Here is a 15779-nt window from a genome sequence, read left to right as displayed (position 1 = left end):
TTACTTCTGCGCCAATCAATTTTCAGGTAAATTGAATGATACCTATCCTCAATATCTATGTCTTTAGTCTCTCCATCCTCAATATTTCCATAAAGGATACCGACAATCAACATATCATGATATGTTGATTGTCTTGATAGCTGAATTATAAATACATTCATAAAATATACATTTGATCATACCATAATTCTCATAAATTATTAATTATAAGATAATAATATAATTAATAAATAAAAGAGGTGATATATATTAAAAAGAATATATTATTTTTAGTAATGACATTATTGTTGTCTTTATCTTTTTCAATTAATTCCCATGCCTCAGTTTCTAGTATCCCACAAAAAAACTCTACGGAAGAATTATATCAGGATATTTTTACTACATTGCTATTTGAAAATATACAAGATGGCTTGGAATCATACTATAAAAAGCCAGTGCAATATGACCTTTTTGATATAAAAGTTTTAGAGGCTATTAGACCTGATGGTTATAGGACATTTGGATTTTTATTAAAGCTTCAAGTTAAACCATTTGTGGGTGCGCATAATACTATTGGTATTGATAACATTACATTTGAAATATCTCCGTCAGGTGTTATTATGAAAAAATTTGAACATATTAAAAGTTTTGAGTTACCTCTATATTTGCAATGATTTTGCAACTTAATATGGACTTTGTTTTCTGTAATAGATTTGCTACTGCATATGGGGGTAGTGCTCGCAAAACGCGGAAAATATACGTTGAGACAGTTATTACCAAAAGAGTCTTTTATCAAAATATTCCGACTTAGAATTAATACTAAAAAGTTCTAACTCGAAAAAATATATAACATCACTGTAAAACATTGATACACATAGGGTTTAATCACGAAATGATAAAGCTCTTATTTTTTTGCTCAAAACAAGTTAGTTAAAGTAGAATTATAGTATTGATAATGCTAACTAAAAAAGTAATAAAAAATATATATTAGCTAATGTAAAACCTTTGAGAAAAATATTAAAATAACACGAGTATATTTAATATTCTCCCTGTATTTATCGTTATTTTGGTAATATGTATCTTAACGTGGTAAATTTACGCTTAGCGGATACTACCCCCTAATATAAGACAACTTGAATACTTCATTACCTAATGGTAATTCTAAAACCATTTTTTCTGTATTAGGGGTTTAGGTAGTAACGGAACAGAAATCAGCTATAGGTCTGTAAATATATGGCGATAACTAAACCTAATCTGTACACAGTAGGTGTTTGAGAATACTAATTATTTAATATGAACGTTCAAAAACACAAAAATTAGATATAGTGAACGCTCTATATACCGTTTAAAAAAGTACACCTTTACGGAGAGTAATTCGTTTTAACATCAAACTAAATTATGAAATGTATAAAGATAGGCTGTATTGGTTTGTAAAAATAGTATTTAATGGTATTATATTTCTAGTGATTAAGTCGCAACTTAAAGCGATGACGAAACAATTTTAAAGGGGGTACTATGAAATATAAGTCTTATTATATATATTTTTTTGGTGCAATAATTGGCTTTTTAGCCTTTGCATTTAGTATGAAATATGCAGAATTTGAACCAATATTGATTATAGTTGGTTGTGGTGGCACAACAGGAATGGCGTATTGCGTTACAAAATTAGTTAATTTCCATAAATGACGCAACATTCATATATTGCTCAACAAACCAAAAGGCAGCGATGCCTTTTTTTCTTTTCTTAAGATTGATGATAAACAGCTATTTAAATTTAAAATTCCATTTTTTTTGCACACTTATAGTAGTTTTTGGTTCCGTTACTACCTGTACCCCTATTTGCAGCAAAATTTATTATGGGAAGTGCTGCCATAGCTAAATTATATGCGTATCAGATGTAAACAATACTACGCACGTATATTTGAAATACCCAGCCACCTTGTGCAAGTTGTAGGTTCATCACAACTTGTTCAAGGTGGACCAGCCCTAAGGTGGAATAGGCAAATTATCTAAAAAACCTTTTAGGTATTTTATGCAATTTTTTTCTGTATATAGATAAGTGGTATATATTTGTAACACCACAACATCCTGAGTATAAAGGTCATCAGGGTGTCGGTTACCACAACAGCGAGTGCTACAGAGCATACCTCCTTTGAACAGAAAAACAGGCGCTCCGGCTGTTAAATAAGTAGGCTTTTCTTACATTGGAAACACACTTTTTTCAAATATTTATTGTCATGGGTCATTCCTCATTGAAGCTAAATTCATGACTGATTCGCTTTTTTTATGGGATTCGAATAATTGCAGATTGAAACAAGATCTTTCACTACTATTGCCATTTCTTCTGGCGATTTCTGTGTACTGTCGTTCAGCCACCTGAGAAGGATGTGCATAAACCCACCAGTGCTAGATGTTAAAGCGTACTGAATATTTTCTTTAGGAAAAGGCATCTTTTCACCCTTTACCTCATCAAAAGCGGGCAGGGGTAACTTTACATTTGGTTTTTATCCATATGTTTATATGCATCCGTTTTAAGCACTATGTACCAGGAGTCATCACATCAATTATTTTACCACTGCCTAGTGTCTGGTCCTTATATACCGCTGAGAAGATATTGCATTATGGCATGAATACAATCATGTTAGCCTCCTTGTTGGGAATTATTCTAACTCTAATTCTGATACCGGCGCTTCACAAAATTATGGGTTCCTGGTCTAAATATTTGTACAAATATTCAGAAATACAGGAAAAAGAATAAATAAAGAATGAAAAAGGAACGGGATCTGTTTTCAGAATCTGTTCCTTTTTACGTTAAAAAAAACAGTTAACTCTGTCAAAAGTGCTTAGCAATAAAACACAATTGTGACTTAATCACTAGAAAAGTTATAACATTAAACGTTAATTTTTTACAAATTAATAAATACCTTATATATATTTCATATTAAATGCGGTAGTATTAAATAATTACGCACTTTTATTATTAGTAAATAAGGTTCAAAATTTCAGTTCTTCTTTCATTTAAGATAACATCTTATTATGTTGTATGTTACTCAATCCCTATTATCAAATATAAATTTATATAACATATCTATTAAGTTGTTTATGTATTCATTTCTTTGTTTAGTATCTTTTATTGCAACGATAGCATTTGCATTACTTTGAACAGTATTTAATATTATTTGACATTTTATATTCCAATTAATGTTTTTCTCTCCATGATATAAACTTTTAATAAAATCTTGAAGAAGTAAAATCATTTTATCATTGTTATAATTATAAATGTTGTATACTTCACAGGACTCTTTTTTTAATGATTCTAAATCATCATATAGATGTCTGTTTTTACAAGATGCTTTTATACCATTACGAATATAGTTTATAAACAAAGGTTTGTAATCTACATTTTCTATAGATAAGTTACTTATTAAATTCTCTAGATAGTTATATGAATATGAACAAGTGGTTTTATAAATTTCTATAAATATATCCGTTTTGTTATCAAAATAATTATAAAATACACCTGTTGAAACTCCAGCATGTTTTGCTATTTCTTTTGATGTTGTATTATAAAAACCCTTAATCATAAATAGATCATCGGCTGATATAACGAGCTTTTCCTTGTTTTCTATAGTTCGTACTTGAATTTTACGTATGTTCTTCACTAATATTTACCTCCATACTTTTACATTATCATTGTAAAATTTCTTTTGAAAAAAGTCAATAAAACAACTTTAATATTATAAAAATTATATTATAATTTTTATAATATTAAATGAACTTTTTTTCATGTTTTATATAAAAGTTAACTAAAATATTTTATTTAATAATTAAATAAAGGTCATTATTTCATGAATTATATATATTCTCTTAAAAAAATTCAATTCATAATAACCTACCGATTCACTGTAGCATGTTAAATACGTACTTGAAGGAGGCATTTAACATTTGAAGTTTACTATTCTTTTTTTTTATATAAGCATTCAGGATTTACAAATAGACTTAAAATAAGGGCTGGAACTAATCCTAAAATAGAAATTCTGAAGGTATCAGTAAACGCTTTTGATGTATTCTCTCGTGTATATTTTGTATCTCTACTTATTATATTACTTAATATATAAGCTTCTTCTTTAGGCGTACTTGTATTTTTTATCACAAAATTTATTCTTTCTGGTAATTTGTTATAGTTACCCTTATCCATATTCTCTAATTGAGCAATAATTTTATTTTTTACATTTGAGTTTAATCTAGATTCAACCTTTATTGAATTAATCATTTCATTTTTAGATGAGTTGAAATAATAATTTTCATTGCTTATTAATATAGCTGATAATATTGAGATACATAGTAAATTCCCTATATTAGCGATCATTCTATTAACTCCAGAAGCTTGACCATTTTTTTCTTTAGGGATGTCTGCTAAAGCAGATGCAACTAATTGACCACCGACTATACCGTTTCCTAATCCTCCTATGAATAAGTATAATCTTAATGTATTTATACTAACATTGGGGTTGATTGTTGATATTAAGTATAATGATGCCATACATATTATTACAGCTATAAAAGATAGAGTTGAAAATTTTAATTTAGTAGATAAAATTCCAGCTATAATAGATGAGACTAAAAAACCTATGGACATAAAGGCTATTATATTTCCAGATTGTGAAGTAGTATAATTCAATATACCTTTTAAATAAAAATTTATTAAGCTTCCACATACAGCATAAACAACACCAACAAAAGCCAAAGTAACTGATGCTACTGTAAAACTTCTTATTTTGAAAAGGGAGAGATCAAATAGAGCATTCTTATTTCTTTTTTCAATAATTAATAAAATTATTGTTGATATTATTGTAACACCAAATAATGTTAATATTTTTATAGAATCGAATCCATAATTATTCCCTTCTAACAGCCCATAAATCAGACAGAATAAGGATATTGAAAGAAATAATATTCCACCCAGATCTATTTTCTTATTGTTTAACAATATTTCATCTTTAGATACAAACATTGTAACCAATATATAAGAAATTATTGCTAAAGGTATATTAATATAAAAAATATACCTCCAATTAATCTTTTCTGTTATAAAACCTCCAAGAGACGGACCAATAGCCATTGCAAGTGCCATTGATGATCCCCATGCTCCAGCTATCATTCCACTTTTTTCTTTTGGAAACATACCTAGAGCTATCGGTATAGCTATAGTCATTAATCCTGCAGAAGCTATACCTTGAACAGCTCTAGCAATGATAAGTATTAATAAAGATGGTGAAATACCACATAAGACAGATGATATAGTGAATACAGATAAAGATATTAGAAATAACGTTTTCCTACCAAACATATCTCCTAATTTTGCTAAAGTAACAAGAGAGCTTGCATTAAATAATAAGAATATTGTACTTATCCACATTACGCCCTGAAATTCTACATCAAAGCTTTGTTGTATTGCTGGTAGAGATACATTTACAACTGTAGAATCTAATGAGCCTATAAACCCAGACATAACTAGACCAATTAGAGCCAGTAATTTTTTTTTGCTATCCTTCATATAAAATATCCTCCTAATTAATATATTTAAGCTTATATATTTTAATAAAAATGAAACAAAGTTCATTTTTTAAACGATAATTAAATTATATAATTAAGATATATAGAAGTCAATTAAAAGTGAAATAAAGTTCATTTTTATTAATTATATATTAAATGTATAAGGCCTTTTGAGAAAAGCTATGCATTAAAAAAAAGCCATATAGGCAAAAGGCTACCATAAAAACTATACAGTAAAAATGTTGTCTGAATACGAATGTCAAAATAAAAATAAAAATAAATAATAGTTAGTAGCATTAATATATGTCGTCACAAGTAAACCCATATCTGATGATATGGGTTTACTTGATTAAGTGTGTATTGAGTTACTTTCACTTTGAGGCTATTACTCATTTTAAAAAAATTGTAAATATACTCAATTTATGGTTGTTGTGATATGATTAAATATATATTATATGTCGTACTCGTAAAGGAGAGTGTCGGCAACACGATACGTTAGGCGTCATACTAATTAAAGGAAAGGGTGAAAAAGATGAAAAAATTAACCAAACTAAATAGCGATAACATTGCAGAAGAACACATTTGCTGCGCTATATCGGATAAGAAATGTAAAGAAAGTTATGAACTAAAAAAAGATTGGCTAAAAAAAGAATTTGATAATGGTTATGTTTTCCGAAGAATTGATGCAAGAGCAAAAGTTTTTATTGAATATGGACCTGCTGAAATGAGCTGGGTTCCTATAGATGCTCCAAATTATCTAATGGTCAACTGTTTTTGGGTTTCCGGACAATATAAAGGTCAGGGTTATGGAAAAGAATTGTTGAAAACCGCTATTGAAGATGCAAGAAGTCAAGGAAAAAGTGGATTAGTTACTGTTGTTGGGAGAAAGAAATTCCATTTTATGAGTGATACAAAATGGCTTTTGAAACAAGGATTCGTAGATTGTCAGAGAATATTATCCGGTTTCAGCCTTTTAGTGATGAAAATTGACCCCGATGCTGAAACACCTAAGTTTAAAAAATCTGTACTCAGTGGTGAATGTTTTGACAAAAAAGGAATAGTTGTATATTTTTCAAATAGGTGCCCATTTGCAGAATTTCACGCAAAGACTTCTTTGATTGAAACCGCTACTAAAAGGAATTTGCCCTACAAGATTATTAAACTTGAAACAATGGAACAGTCACAATTAGCACCAAGTCCTGCAACTATTTTTAGTTTATTCTTTAATGGTAAGTTTATTACAACAGATATAAGTGTCTGCATGGACAGCCACTTTGACAAAATATTAGAAAAAGAATTGAAATGAAGTACGAACGCCTAACAACGCACTCAAGTAGAAGATAGCCAATGCACATTCCTTCGCCAATCGCGTCGCGCTAGGGCTTAGGAACGTCTTGAGTTCAAAACGTTATTTGAAATAAAATGTTAGCAAAAATAATGTTCTGAATTAATTTTTTAATGATGGGTGTTTTTGTGTGTCATAGGTACATCTTATTTATTTCTGACATATGTCAAATGGATAGTACATGTTTTGAAATATAAATATAGGAAACTAGTTTGGGAATGGCTACATTTCAGAGAATATCGAATTAGTGATTTGCCTATTCCCCCTTTTCGGGGGGGTGGGCAAAATAACCACTATCTATTACTTTGGGGGGAAGTCTAAAAGTTTGTGAATTAGGAATAACAAGTACACTTATAAACAGATTACTTATATAACAGGGGGTAAAAATTCAATGAAAAAATCCAAGTTTACTTATGTGTCCCGTATGCAAATGTGACTTGTCTGAAAAATTGGAATGTAAGAAGTGCGGAAATAAATTCTCTTATGAGCACGGAGTTTTTGATGTTGTTTCTCCAAAATTGTCAAGTAATCAGGAGATATTGTGGGAGATAACGGATGATATGATTGAAAACGATATTGAAGCCACAAAACAGAAAGATAATGATAATGCCTGTATTAAAGATTACAATGTACATAAAAACAAAGAAACACTTGAGGCAGAAAAAATGCTGAGTGAGCACATGGACAGCTTGATTGAAGGCTTTTCAGGCATAGTTTGTGATCTTTCTACGGGAATGGGCTGCATGCTTCAAAAAATGCTCAACGCAAATAATAAAAATTTCTCTATTGTTTGTACTGATATAGATAAACGCATATTAATGTGGACTAGAAAATTAAAGCAAACAGATGATCATAGAGTATTCTATATAGCAAGCGACGGCAAATATATGTCAATAAAGGATAAAAGCTTTGATTATATTGCCTCATTAGCCGTATTTGGAAATATTCCCGAGAATGATAAGGTTGCAAAAGAATTATATCGAATACTTAAACCTAATGGCAAAATTGTCATTCAAGGCAATTATATTGAAAAAGACAGTAAAAGCTTTGAGCTTGCCCAAAGCAAAAGCCTTGAAAGAGGCTTGGTTGAAGAATATTTGGTTAATGATTTAAAAAATGCAGGCTTTGAAAATATTATATCAACAGTTGTAGCAGAAGTTGTATGGGCAGAAAATCCATATGATTTACTTCCTGTGGCAGGCGACACTCAGCGTTATTGCATAATTCAAGCTCAACGCACAAAATGAGCATACCACGAAGTTGATAAATTCGAATTTATCTAAGCTATTAAATAGAATTTAATAATAACAATTTTCTTATAGTACGTCATAACAGCCACAAAATAGTAGTTTCATTTTTGCTTTACAGTTCATTTAAAAGGCAAAATGCTGTCTTGTGGCTGTTTTTTGCACGAATCGTCGCCGTACCCCATAGCCATCAAGCTAAGAAAATTCTATAAAAATAAAGACCTCCATTTGTAAAAATGTTATTATTTGAATGATAATAAAAACACATTGATGGGGGTATTTTACAAATGATAGAAGAAAAGGTAAAATTAATACGTGGGAATTCGTTTGCTTATGCTGTTTTATGGATGCAGAGGTTGCGAATAATACACTTGTTACCTTATGTACAAAGCTTAGTGCAAAAATAGGAATAGTTATTTCTAATCAAGCATTAGATCAACGTTTAAATGAAAGATGTGTGGAATTTTTAAAGAAGATTTTTGAGAACCTATTGCGCCAAACAATAACAGGTTTTGGGCGTAGAACCCCTTAATGTAATCAGCTTTTAAAAGCAGTTGGTTACATTTAGGACATCTTACTTCTTCAATTTTGATCACTTCATTTTGTATAAAAAAATAACGCCTAGTTTCCTAAGTGTCATGATATTTACAAGTATACTTCTGTAGTATCTTCCATGTGTTGAGTATTTATCTTACTTTTAAGCTCTTTTATAAAACTGGGCCAATTACTAAAACCAACCATCTTAAAACTTAACACTTTTACATCTCTACTTTGAGATTTATAGTTTATTACCATGTAATATTTAGTTTCCGTAGTATGTTTATCGCCTATTCCACTCATACCACCTACAATAGCGCCTAGCGGCCCTAATAATACTCCACCTACTGCAGCTCTACCGACAGTACTTTTATTTTTTTGGATTATATTACTTTTTGAAATACGTTGTACTCCTGTTATTTGTTCTAACATTAGGTGTATAGGTGGGTTTTTAAATACTCTTGCGTTAATTGTTAAACATTGTTTGTCATTATCTATAGTTAAACTTACCAAAGTTTCTTTGCTATATCCGTCTATTCCATCCACTAAAGATAAAGTTATACTTCTGTTTTTATTTTTCTTACTAAATATACCTATTGCAATCACTCCTCGTGTGTTTTATATCATAATTATACAGTACAAGGGTGCATACTACAATAATTTGGATAAATCCCCACCATTAATCAGCCATAGTTAGTTAAATTTCATTTAAGTTGAAAGGTGCAAGTACCTTTCAACTTCTTTTTCTCTGTACGTTTAGATATTTCACCAAGTCCATATGTGACACTTAGAGAAATACCCATTCAAGATAACATTCGTTATGTTGTATGCTTTTTATCGCTTAGAACTGTAAAATTCTCGTATGAAATATATGTTATATATAGTATAATTAAGCATATAAGTTAATTCGTATTTGTAATCAAGGACGAAGTAAAGATTATTTATATAATAAGCATACAAATTGGAATTTAAACTGCAGATTATTTATATTTTCTGAACATCAAGGAGGTGTTGATTGTGCAGATGTTTTCTTTAGATAAAGACGGATTTTGCGGAACATTTTATAAAGGCAATAAATATTTGGAAAAATCCATAATTTTCATGAGTGGTGCAGGGGTCGGATCAAAACGGGCGCAAGCATCGGCTTCATTTTTAGTTGAACAAGGATACTCTGTTCTTGTCCTTGGTTTTTATAAATGGAGCGGACTCCCAAAAGAAATGCATGGCATTCCGGTGGAATATGTACATAAAGCGATAAAGTGGTCGCTTTCGTACCAAGAACAAAAAATTAAAAAAATAGCCATTATCGGAACATCCACTAGTGCAGGATATGCTTTGTTATGCGCATCGCTTTTTCCGGAAATTAGTTGCGTTATTGCAATTTCGCCGTTTGACCATGTAATGGAGGGGGCAGACAAGAAATTCAGAAGAACACATAAGTCGACCTATACATACGGTGGAAAAGACATTGCTTTTACTTCCAGTACGCTTTTGGATAAGGGCCTTTTTACTTTATTGCATCAAGCCCATAAAAATAAAAAGTACACTCTGCGGCGAGCTATGCGTTATATTTATGACATAAATCCGCCAATACCTTCCTCACGTATAAAGGTTGAGAATATAAAAGCCGATATATTGATGCTTGCTGCGCAAAATGATGATTGTTGGCCAGCTGATGAAGCCGTTCCAAGAATGGAAACCGTGCTATTAAAATCAAATTATCCATATAGAGTAAAAAGCATTGTTTACGAAAAGGCAAGTCATCTACTTGGAAATATACCTATAGTAAATCCATTAAAAAAACTATTTATTAGAAGGGCTATTGAAGCTGAGCAAAAATATCCGAAAGAGTGTGCAAACGCCAGAAAGGACAGTGTACAGCAGATTTTGTCATTTTTATGTGAATGGTAAATCAATGAACAAAATGTGAATTCTACAAAATTCCAATTTGTAGAGTTGAGATAAGAGATAACATAAGTTTAGATTCAGTTATGTCGTCTCTTTCTTATACTATGTACTAAATATTATTAAAATGGTATAGAGTTTAGAGCATGGATAAATTGTTAAAAAGTGCATAAATGGAGTGCATATTCTCAATTAGACACCTTTTATGCAGTGAAATAGTTGCTTAGTGCATATGGAAAAAGAATGAATGAAGCTCTAGGCTATATATAGGTACACAACAAATGTCGTTAAATTAATTATTTCACGACATTGTGTTTTTTTGATACCATAATATAAACTATTCTTTTTACCCCAATATTAACGAACCCTATTTTGCTTTTCTTATATATAATTTAATGTAATTCTATACATAGTGTTAAATTGACATAATAGTAAAATAATGCTATATTAGCAATGTAAGGTTAACCTTACAAAGGTGGTACTAATGAAAAATAAAATAAAACAATTTCGTGAATCTTTTGGATTAACGCAACAACAATTAGGAGAACTTGTGGGTGTATCAAGACAAGCAATTAATTCTATTGAAACAGCAAAATTTGAGCCGTCTATATGGTTAGCCTATGATATTTGTAAAACATTTCGCAGTTCCATAGAGGATGTTTTTCTTTTTGAAGAAAGTGAAAGAAAATCTAGAGCACAGCAAAGTAGAGGGGTAGTTTAAATGGCATTAAGACAAATTAGATTTTTTGATGATGAAATATTGAGAAAAAAAAGCAGATTAGTTGAAGTAATAGACGATAAAATACGGCTTATTCTAAATGATATGGCAGATACTATGTATAATTCAAAAGGTGGAGGGTTGGCGTCTCCACAGGTAGGCATACTAAAGAGATTAATTGTAGTAGATATGGGTCAAGGACTTATAAAATTAGTTAATCCAAAGATAATTAAGTCGGAAGGTATTCAAGAAGTTGTAGAAGGATGTTTAAGCATTCCAAATAGATTAGGGAAGTTAAAAAGACCTGCAAAGGTAACGGTACAAGCGTTGAATGAGAATGGAGAGGAAATTATAGTGACTGGCACAGGAGATTTAGCAAAATGTTTTTGCCATGAAATAGACCATTTAGAAGGTATTCTTTTTACTGATCTAATTACTGAATATATAAAGTAATGCAAATCAATAAACGAACTTATAACACAAATGACGTGAAAGTTATCTTTCACGATATTTGTATTTTTCCTTATTATATTAAGAGTTATTAAGTAATCTATCAATAACATTATCTTTACCAATAACCCATACAATATAATTTAATTATGTTGTATGGGTTATTGGTAGTTTTAAAAAATGATATTCCATATATATTTTTATTTCACCTTAATAATACGTTCCAGTGTTAAAAAAGTGTATGATGTTGTTTTATCATCATTGATGTACCCAGTTTCTTCTTCTCTACTATTCCACTCTAAATAGTTTAGTTTAGGGAAAAAAATATCAGCATTATATTTCTTATGTACTTTTGTTAAATGTATCTTATTACAATAAGGCAATAATAACTTGTAAATCTTTCCGCCACCTATAACAAAGTATTCTTTACTGTCTTCCATAAATGCAAATAGCTCTTCCTTAGAATTTAAAATAGTAACTCTTTCATCATTTATAACAAAATCTTTATTTTGTGTAATAACAATATGATGTCTACCAGGAAGGATACCAGGAAGTGTCTCAAAATTCTTTCTTCCCATTATAATAGTATTTCCACCTGTGATTTGCTTGAATCTTTTTAAGTCTTTTGAAAAATGCCAAAGTAAATTGTTATTTTTACCTATAGCAAAATCCTCTCCAATTGCAACAATACATGTAAGCATTATACCGCCACACTCCCCATATTTATTTTCCCAAGGTGTTTATAATCTATAAGTTTAATATCTTCTGGTGTAAAGTTATAGAAGTTTTTAATATCTGGAATTCTTCTTCTAAATCAAATTGCATAATTTGATGAGGTAGTTTGTAAGTTGCAACTCCAGTACGGTTTTAGTCATGATATCCTCTTTTCAAAATCTTCTCACCCATTTTAAGATATTGTCTATCCATTTCATTTAACATAATTCATCTTTAGTGAGAGGGTATTCAACAATTACCCAAACCCACTAAATATTCACTTCCTTACTATATCCCGTGTACAAAGCACTAATAGTTAGCTGCCCATATTATACAAATACAACATAGCATTCTATAAATGTGTTTTAAATATTATATCATGAATAGCCGCATATGAGTTTACCACAAGGGATATTTTGTATAACTCATACACTGAATTGCATAAAAAGCCACATAAAGAATAAAGTACAAATGACGTGAAAGTCTGTTTTCACGACATTTGTTGTGTTTTCCTTGACTGTTAAATTACACTTTAAGGGGGAATGGTCTAAGATTTTTTTATTGGATTATAGTTAGCACTCTTTGTAAAATTCCCGCTAAATAATAGTAATATATCGTACATAATGGTATTATTTACTTGTCAATTAATCCGTAATTGTATAAAACAACGAAAGAAATAAGGATTATTTTAGGAGTGGTTCTATGAAAAAATGTATTGTAATAATGGGATAGTCAAAAAATTAGCATAATTCATTAGCATAATACAAAGGAGAGAGGTAAACATGACTATTCCAAATACAAATGTATTTGTCAAGTGAAAACTCCCCCATATTCTAACCCAAAACTCCTCCACCAAAAATTGTAAAAAAAAATAATATTCCCTCCAAATTAATTATATAGTGAAGGGAAATTTTATTATTGTTTTGCGAGCCATTCTTTAGTTTCCTTTAATCTGTAGGAGTTACCATTCATATTTACTATATATGCCTTATGCGTAAGTCTATCGATCATTGCAGCGGTCATAATAGGGTCTTTAAATATCTCATTCCACCTTTCAAAGGATAAATTTGTGGTTACTATAGTTGATTTTCTACCTGCTCTTAATGATAAGTGACTAAATAAAAGTTCTGAACCTTCTTTATCATAAGAAATATATCCCAATTCATCAGCAATAATTAAATCATATTTATCAAATTTATTTTCAAATGCTCTTAATACTTTCTGAGAACGACTTTCTTTTAATTGGGTGATAAGCGATGATACCGTAATAAAAAGAACTTTATAGCCAGCTAAACAAGCTTTTATTCCAAGGCCAATACTCATGTGGGTCTTGCCTGTCCCAGGATTTCCAGCTAAAATTACATTTTGTCCTGTACTAATAAATTCAAGTGAACTTAACGTCTTTAATTTCTTTTTAGCATCAACTGGTAAATCTTCAACTACAAGATCTTCGATATATTTTTTATAAGGAAACTTTGCTATTCTAATTCTATTTTGTTTACTACTTTCACTTCTTAAAACAGATTCTTTTTCCAATAATTTGTAAAGAAATTCTTCATAGCTTATGTCATTAATGCAAGCATCTTTCGCACCCACCTCAAAGTTGTTTTTTATACCTGCAAGTTTAAGATCTATTGCTAATTCTTCAATATCTTTATATAATTTCTTCTTATTTATCATATTATAGCCACCTCATTATTAAAATCTTCCGTTGATATTGGTATTAAAGATTTATACACATCTAGTAAACCGTTAGGTTCAAATTCAACAGTTGAATTTAGTTGGATAACATTATTTTCGATAAAATTAGTATAATCTCTATTACAAATAGACTTTATTTTTTCGGTTGTTATATCCGTAGGATTTATTTTATTTAATAAATTTATTGCATTTAGGACCTTAGAGATATTACTTTTACCTATAAATAAAAGTAATTCTATAAAATCTTTCTCTTTTTTGTTATAATAGGTATCATAGATGTTTTGAATCCTAGGGTCTGCTTGTAGCATTGCAGTGCTTGAAGCTAATGATCCTGGCTTTCTTTTAAAGGTATTAAGATAATGTTCAAGCTTAATAGACCATTCATAAAATCCTAACTTCCTTTCATGGGAAGCTATTTTTTTACCCTCACTAAAGCAAACAATGTCATTGGAATATACTTTTATGAATATTCTTTTTCCAACATATATATCAGGTACAGAATACCGACAGGTATTCACTGAGAATGTCGAATATTTATCCACTCTAGGTTCTTCTATCCTAGCAGTGTCAAGTTTTGCAATATAATGCCCCATATGTTGTCTTTCCTCATTAAGAATTTCTTTTGCAGTCTTCATATTTTTTATTTTATGTGGTTGGCTATTCAATTTATCGCATGTTTCCATCAGATATTTATTAGCTTCTTCTAATGATTTAAAACTATCATTTTTACTAAAAGACTTACGTCGTACTACCTCTACACTTCGCTCGACATGACCTTTTTCATTTCCAGCTCGAGTATTGCAAAACCTAAAATCAAAGCCATAATACATGGACATTTTAAGCAATGCATCCGTAGGTTCTTTCTCAGTAGGTCCTACAAATTTTTTAACTGCAACTCTCATGTTATCATAAACGATTGTTCTATATACTTGTCCTATATGTTCAAAAAACAAAGCATGAGCTTCTTGAAAACACTCTGAATTTTGTTTAGCAAATAACTGTGCATATCTATAATTCCCTTTTGCAGATGTAAATACAGCCATTTGAAATGTTCTATCCACAGCATTAATAGTTAACTTTACTTCCCCCCAATCAAATTCACAAATATCCCCAAGCTCATATTCTGATTTTATAAATGCCTCGGCTCCATTCTCAAGTAATTTATTTATATAGTTACTCACAGTTGGATAACTTATATCGTAATCGTCTTCTTTTAACGCTTCATATATATCAATTTTCTTTTTTTGCTGCTTATGCCTCCCGGCATGCCGTTTTTGCTGGTTTTCTTCAATATACCCCTTTATCTTATTTATAATTTCATCGGTTAATTTTTTCTTTTTTCTATTTATGCAATTGTATTTAGGTTTCTCAACAATACTGTCCTGAAGTTCTCTTATATCATCAATTCCTCCATTAAAATTCAAAATTTCTTGTCTTGCCACTTCGTATTCTTTAACATATTTACTAATGGTTTTTCTATCAATTCCGGTCTCTCTAGCTATGGACCTTTGAGACTTTCCGTTTAGATGTGCCGATATTATGATGTGTTGTTTTTCACTCAATTTAATCATCTCCATTTCCCCCTCTTATGATGCCTCTCATAAGAAAGTTTACTGTAAGGTGGGGG

16 protein-coding genes and 1 pseudogene are annotated in these 15779 nt (G+C 30.2%); 9 read left to right on the top strand and 8 right to left on the bottom strand.

All coding sequences use genetic code 11. The features are described 5' to 3' along the window. Positions 1-275 precede the first annotated feature (275 nt). Together KTC92_RS06445 and KTC92_RS06440 are read left to right on the top strand one after the other, a co-directional pair. Complete coding sequence (locus tag KTC92_RS06445; protein ID WP_220286657.1) at positions 276-653, top strand: DUF3888 domain-containing protein; 378 nt, start codon at positions 276-278, stop codon at positions 651-653. Positions 654-1494: 841 nt separating this feature from the next. Continuing rightward, positions 1495-1665, top strand: a complete 171-nt coding sequence (locus KTC92_RS06440) for a hypothetical protein (RefSeq protein ID WP_220286658.1) — start codon at positions 1495-1497, stop codon at positions 1663-1665. A 578-nt stretch (positions 1666-2243) separates the two neighbouring features. Here KTC92_RS06440 and KTC92_RS06435 read toward each other — a convergent pair. Further along, entirely contained in the window at positions 2244-2462 is a 219-nt protein-coding gene (locus tag KTC92_RS06435) for a TetR-like C-terminal domain-containing protein (RefSeq protein WP_258280765.1), read from the bottom strand. Between the two features lie 29 nt (positions 2463-2491). On the opposite strand from KTC92_RS06435, the gene KTC92_RS18650 reads away from it, so the two are divergent. Beyond that, positions 2492-2737 carry a hypothetical protein gene (locus tag KTC92_RS18650; RefSeq protein ID WP_369811898.1) on the top strand — a complete coding sequence of 82 codons (246 nt, stop codon included), beginning with the start codon at positions 2492-2494 and terminating at the stop codon, positions 2735-2737. 292 nt (positions 2738-3029) lie between these two features. Here the strand turns inward: KTC92_RS18650 and KTC92_RS06430 are convergent, their stop codons facing one another. Together KTC92_RS06430 and KTC92_RS06425 are read right to left on the bottom strand one after the other, a co-directional pair. Then, positions 3030-3641, bottom strand: a complete 612-nt coding sequence (locus KTC92_RS06430; RefSeq protein ID WP_220286661.1) for a TetR/AcrR family transcriptional regulator — start codon at positions 3639-3641, stop codon at positions 3030-3032. A gap of 293 nt (positions 3642-3934) precedes the next feature. Beyond that, a complete protein-coding gene (locus tag KTC92_RS06425; protein WP_220286662.1) occupies positions 3935-5536 on the bottom strand; it encodes a DHA2 family efflux MFS transporter permease subunit in 1602 nt (533 codons plus the stop codon). Between the two features lie 531 nt (positions 5537-6067). Here KTC92_RS06425 and KTC92_RS06420 point away from each other — a divergent pair. From KTC92_RS06420 to KTC92_RS06410, 3 genes are all read left to right on the top strand, one after another. Continuing rightward, positions 6068-6841, top strand: coding sequence for an N-acetyltransferase (locus KTC92_RS06420; RefSeq protein WP_220286663.1), 774 nt, complete (start codon positions 6068-6070; stop codon positions 6839-6841). A 476-nt stretch (positions 6842-7317) separates the two neighbouring features. Further along, positions 7318-8127 (top strand): class I SAM-dependent methyltransferase, encoded by an 810-nt coding sequence (locus KTC92_RS06415; RefSeq protein ID WP_258280717.1) that lies wholly within the window; start codon positions 7318-7320, stop codon positions 8125-8127. Between the two features lie 343 nt (positions 8128-8470). After that, complete coding sequence (locus tag KTC92_RS06410) at positions 8471-8659, top strand: hypothetical protein (RefSeq protein ID WP_220286665.1); 189 nt, start codon at positions 8471-8473, stop codon at positions 8657-8659. A gap of 113 nt (positions 8660-8772) precedes the next feature. Here the strand turns inward: KTC92_RS06410 and KTC92_RS06405 are convergent, their stop codons facing one another. Beyond that, on the bottom strand, positions 8773-9270 hold the full coding sequence (locus KTC92_RS06405; RefSeq protein WP_258280716.1) for a hypothetical protein: 498 nt from the start codon (positions 9268-9270) through the stop codon (positions 8773-8775). Between the two features lie 417 nt (positions 9271-9687). Here KTC92_RS06405 and KTC92_RS06400 point away from each other — a divergent pair, with 417 nt between their 5' ends. The 3 genes from KTC92_RS06400 to def all read left to right on the top strand — a co-directional run bounded on the left by KTC92_RS06400 (position 9688) and on the right by def (position 11740). Next, on the top strand, positions 9688-10575 hold the full coding sequence (locus tag KTC92_RS06400; protein WP_258280764.1) for an acyl-CoA thioester hydrolase/BAAT C-terminal domain-containing protein: 888 nt from the start codon (positions 9688-9690) through the stop codon (positions 10573-10575). Between the two features lie 478 nt (positions 10576-11053). Then, entirely contained in the window at positions 11054-11290 is a 237-nt protein-coding gene (locus KTC92_RS06395) for a helix-turn-helix transcriptional regulator (protein WP_220286667.1), read from the top strand. After that, positions 11291-11740 carry a peptide deformylase gene (gene def, locus KTC92_RS06390; RefSeq protein WP_220286668.1) on the top strand — a complete coding sequence of 150 codons (450 nt, stop codon included), beginning with the start codon at positions 11291-11293 and terminating at the stop codon, positions 11738-11740. It abuts the gene before it with no gap. A 197-nt stretch (positions 11741-11937) separates the two neighbouring features. Here the strand turns inward: def and KTC92_RS06385 are convergent, their stop codons facing one another. The 4 genes and pseudogenes from KTC92_RS06385 to istA form a co-directional block, all read right to left on the bottom strand. Further along, positions 11938-12438, bottom strand: coding sequence for a dihydrofolate reductase (locus KTC92_RS06385; RefSeq protein ID WP_220286669.1), 501 nt, complete (start codon positions 12436-12438; stop codon positions 11938-11940). A gap of 82 nt (positions 12439-12520) precedes the next feature. Next, a pseudogene (locus tag KTC92_RS06380) lies at positions 12521-12664 on the bottom strand (thymidylate synthase); the annotation flags it as partial. A 702-nt stretch (positions 12665-13366) separates the two neighbouring features. Further along, entirely contained in the window at positions 13367-14131 is a 765-nt protein-coding gene (istB, locus tag KTC92_RS06375; RefSeq protein WP_258876041.1) for an IS21-like element helper ATPase IstB, read from the bottom strand. After that, a complete protein-coding gene (gene istA / locus KTC92_RS06370; RefSeq protein ID WP_220287875.1) occupies positions 14128-15723 on the bottom strand; it encodes an IS21 family transposase in 1596 nt (531 codons plus the stop codon). Before istA ends, istB begins: the two co-directional genes overlap by 4 nt. Positions 15724-15779 lie beyond the last annotated feature (56 nt).

Origin of the sequence: Clostridium sp. CM027, assembly GCF_024730565.1 — a bacterium.
Lineage (GTDB): Bacteria > Bacillota > Clostridia > Clostridiales > Clostridiaceae > Clostridium_AD > Clostridium_AD estertheticum_B.
Note: the sequence above shows the minus strand (reverse complement) of the source record. Positions and strands in the feature narration are given on the sequence as shown.

What these genes read in the sequence shown, in the direction of transcription:
- KTC92_RS06425 (WP_220286662.1), bottom strand. Translation starts at nt 5,536, where the DNA reads ATGAAGGATAGCAAAAAAAAATTACTGGCTCTAATTGGTCTAGTTATG.
- KTC92_RS06395 (WP_220286667.1), top strand. Translation starts at nt 11,054, where the DNA reads ATGAAAAATAAAATAAAACAATTTCGTGAATCTTTTGGATTAACGCAA.
- istA (WP_220287875.1), bottom strand. Translation starts at nt 15,723, where the DNA reads ATGATTAAATTGAGTGAAAAACAACACATCATAATATCGGCACATCTA.
- istB (WP_258876041.1), bottom strand. Translation starts at nt 14,131, where the DNA reads ATGATAAATAAGAAGAAATTATATAAAGATATTGAAGAATTAGCAATA.
- KTC92_RS06385 (WP_220286669.1), bottom strand. Translation starts at nt 12,438, where the DNA reads ATGCTTACATGTATTGTTGCAATTGGAGAGGATTTTGCTATAGGTAAA.
- KTC92_RS18650 (WP_369811898.1), top strand. Translation starts at nt 2,492, where the DNA reads ATGTTTATATGCATCCGTTTTAAGCACTATGTACCAGGAGTCATCACA.
- KTC92_RS06445 (WP_220286657.1), top strand. Translation starts at nt 276, where the DNA reads ATGACATTATTGTTGTCTTTATCTTTTTCAATTAATTCCCATGCCTCA.
- KTC92_RS06420 (WP_220286663.1), top strand. Translation starts at nt 6,068, where the DNA reads ATGAAAAAATTAACCAAACTAAATAGCGATAACATTGCAGAAGAACAC.
- def (WP_220286668.1), top strand. Translation starts at nt 11,291, where the DNA reads ATGGCATTAAGACAAATTAGATTTTTTGATGATGAAATATTGAGAAAA.
- KTC92_RS06440 (WP_220286658.1), top strand. Translation starts at nt 1,495, where the DNA reads ATGAAATATAAGTCTTATTATATATATTTTTTTGGTGCAATAATTGGC.
- KTC92_RS06400 (WP_258280764.1), top strand. Translation starts at nt 9,688, where the DNA reads ATGTTTTCTTTAGATAAAGACGGATTTTGCGGAACATTTTATAAAGGC.
- KTC92_RS06410 (WP_220286665.1), top strand. Translation starts at nt 8,471, where the DNA reads ATGGATGCAGAGGTTGCGAATAATACACTTGTTACCTTATGTACAAAG.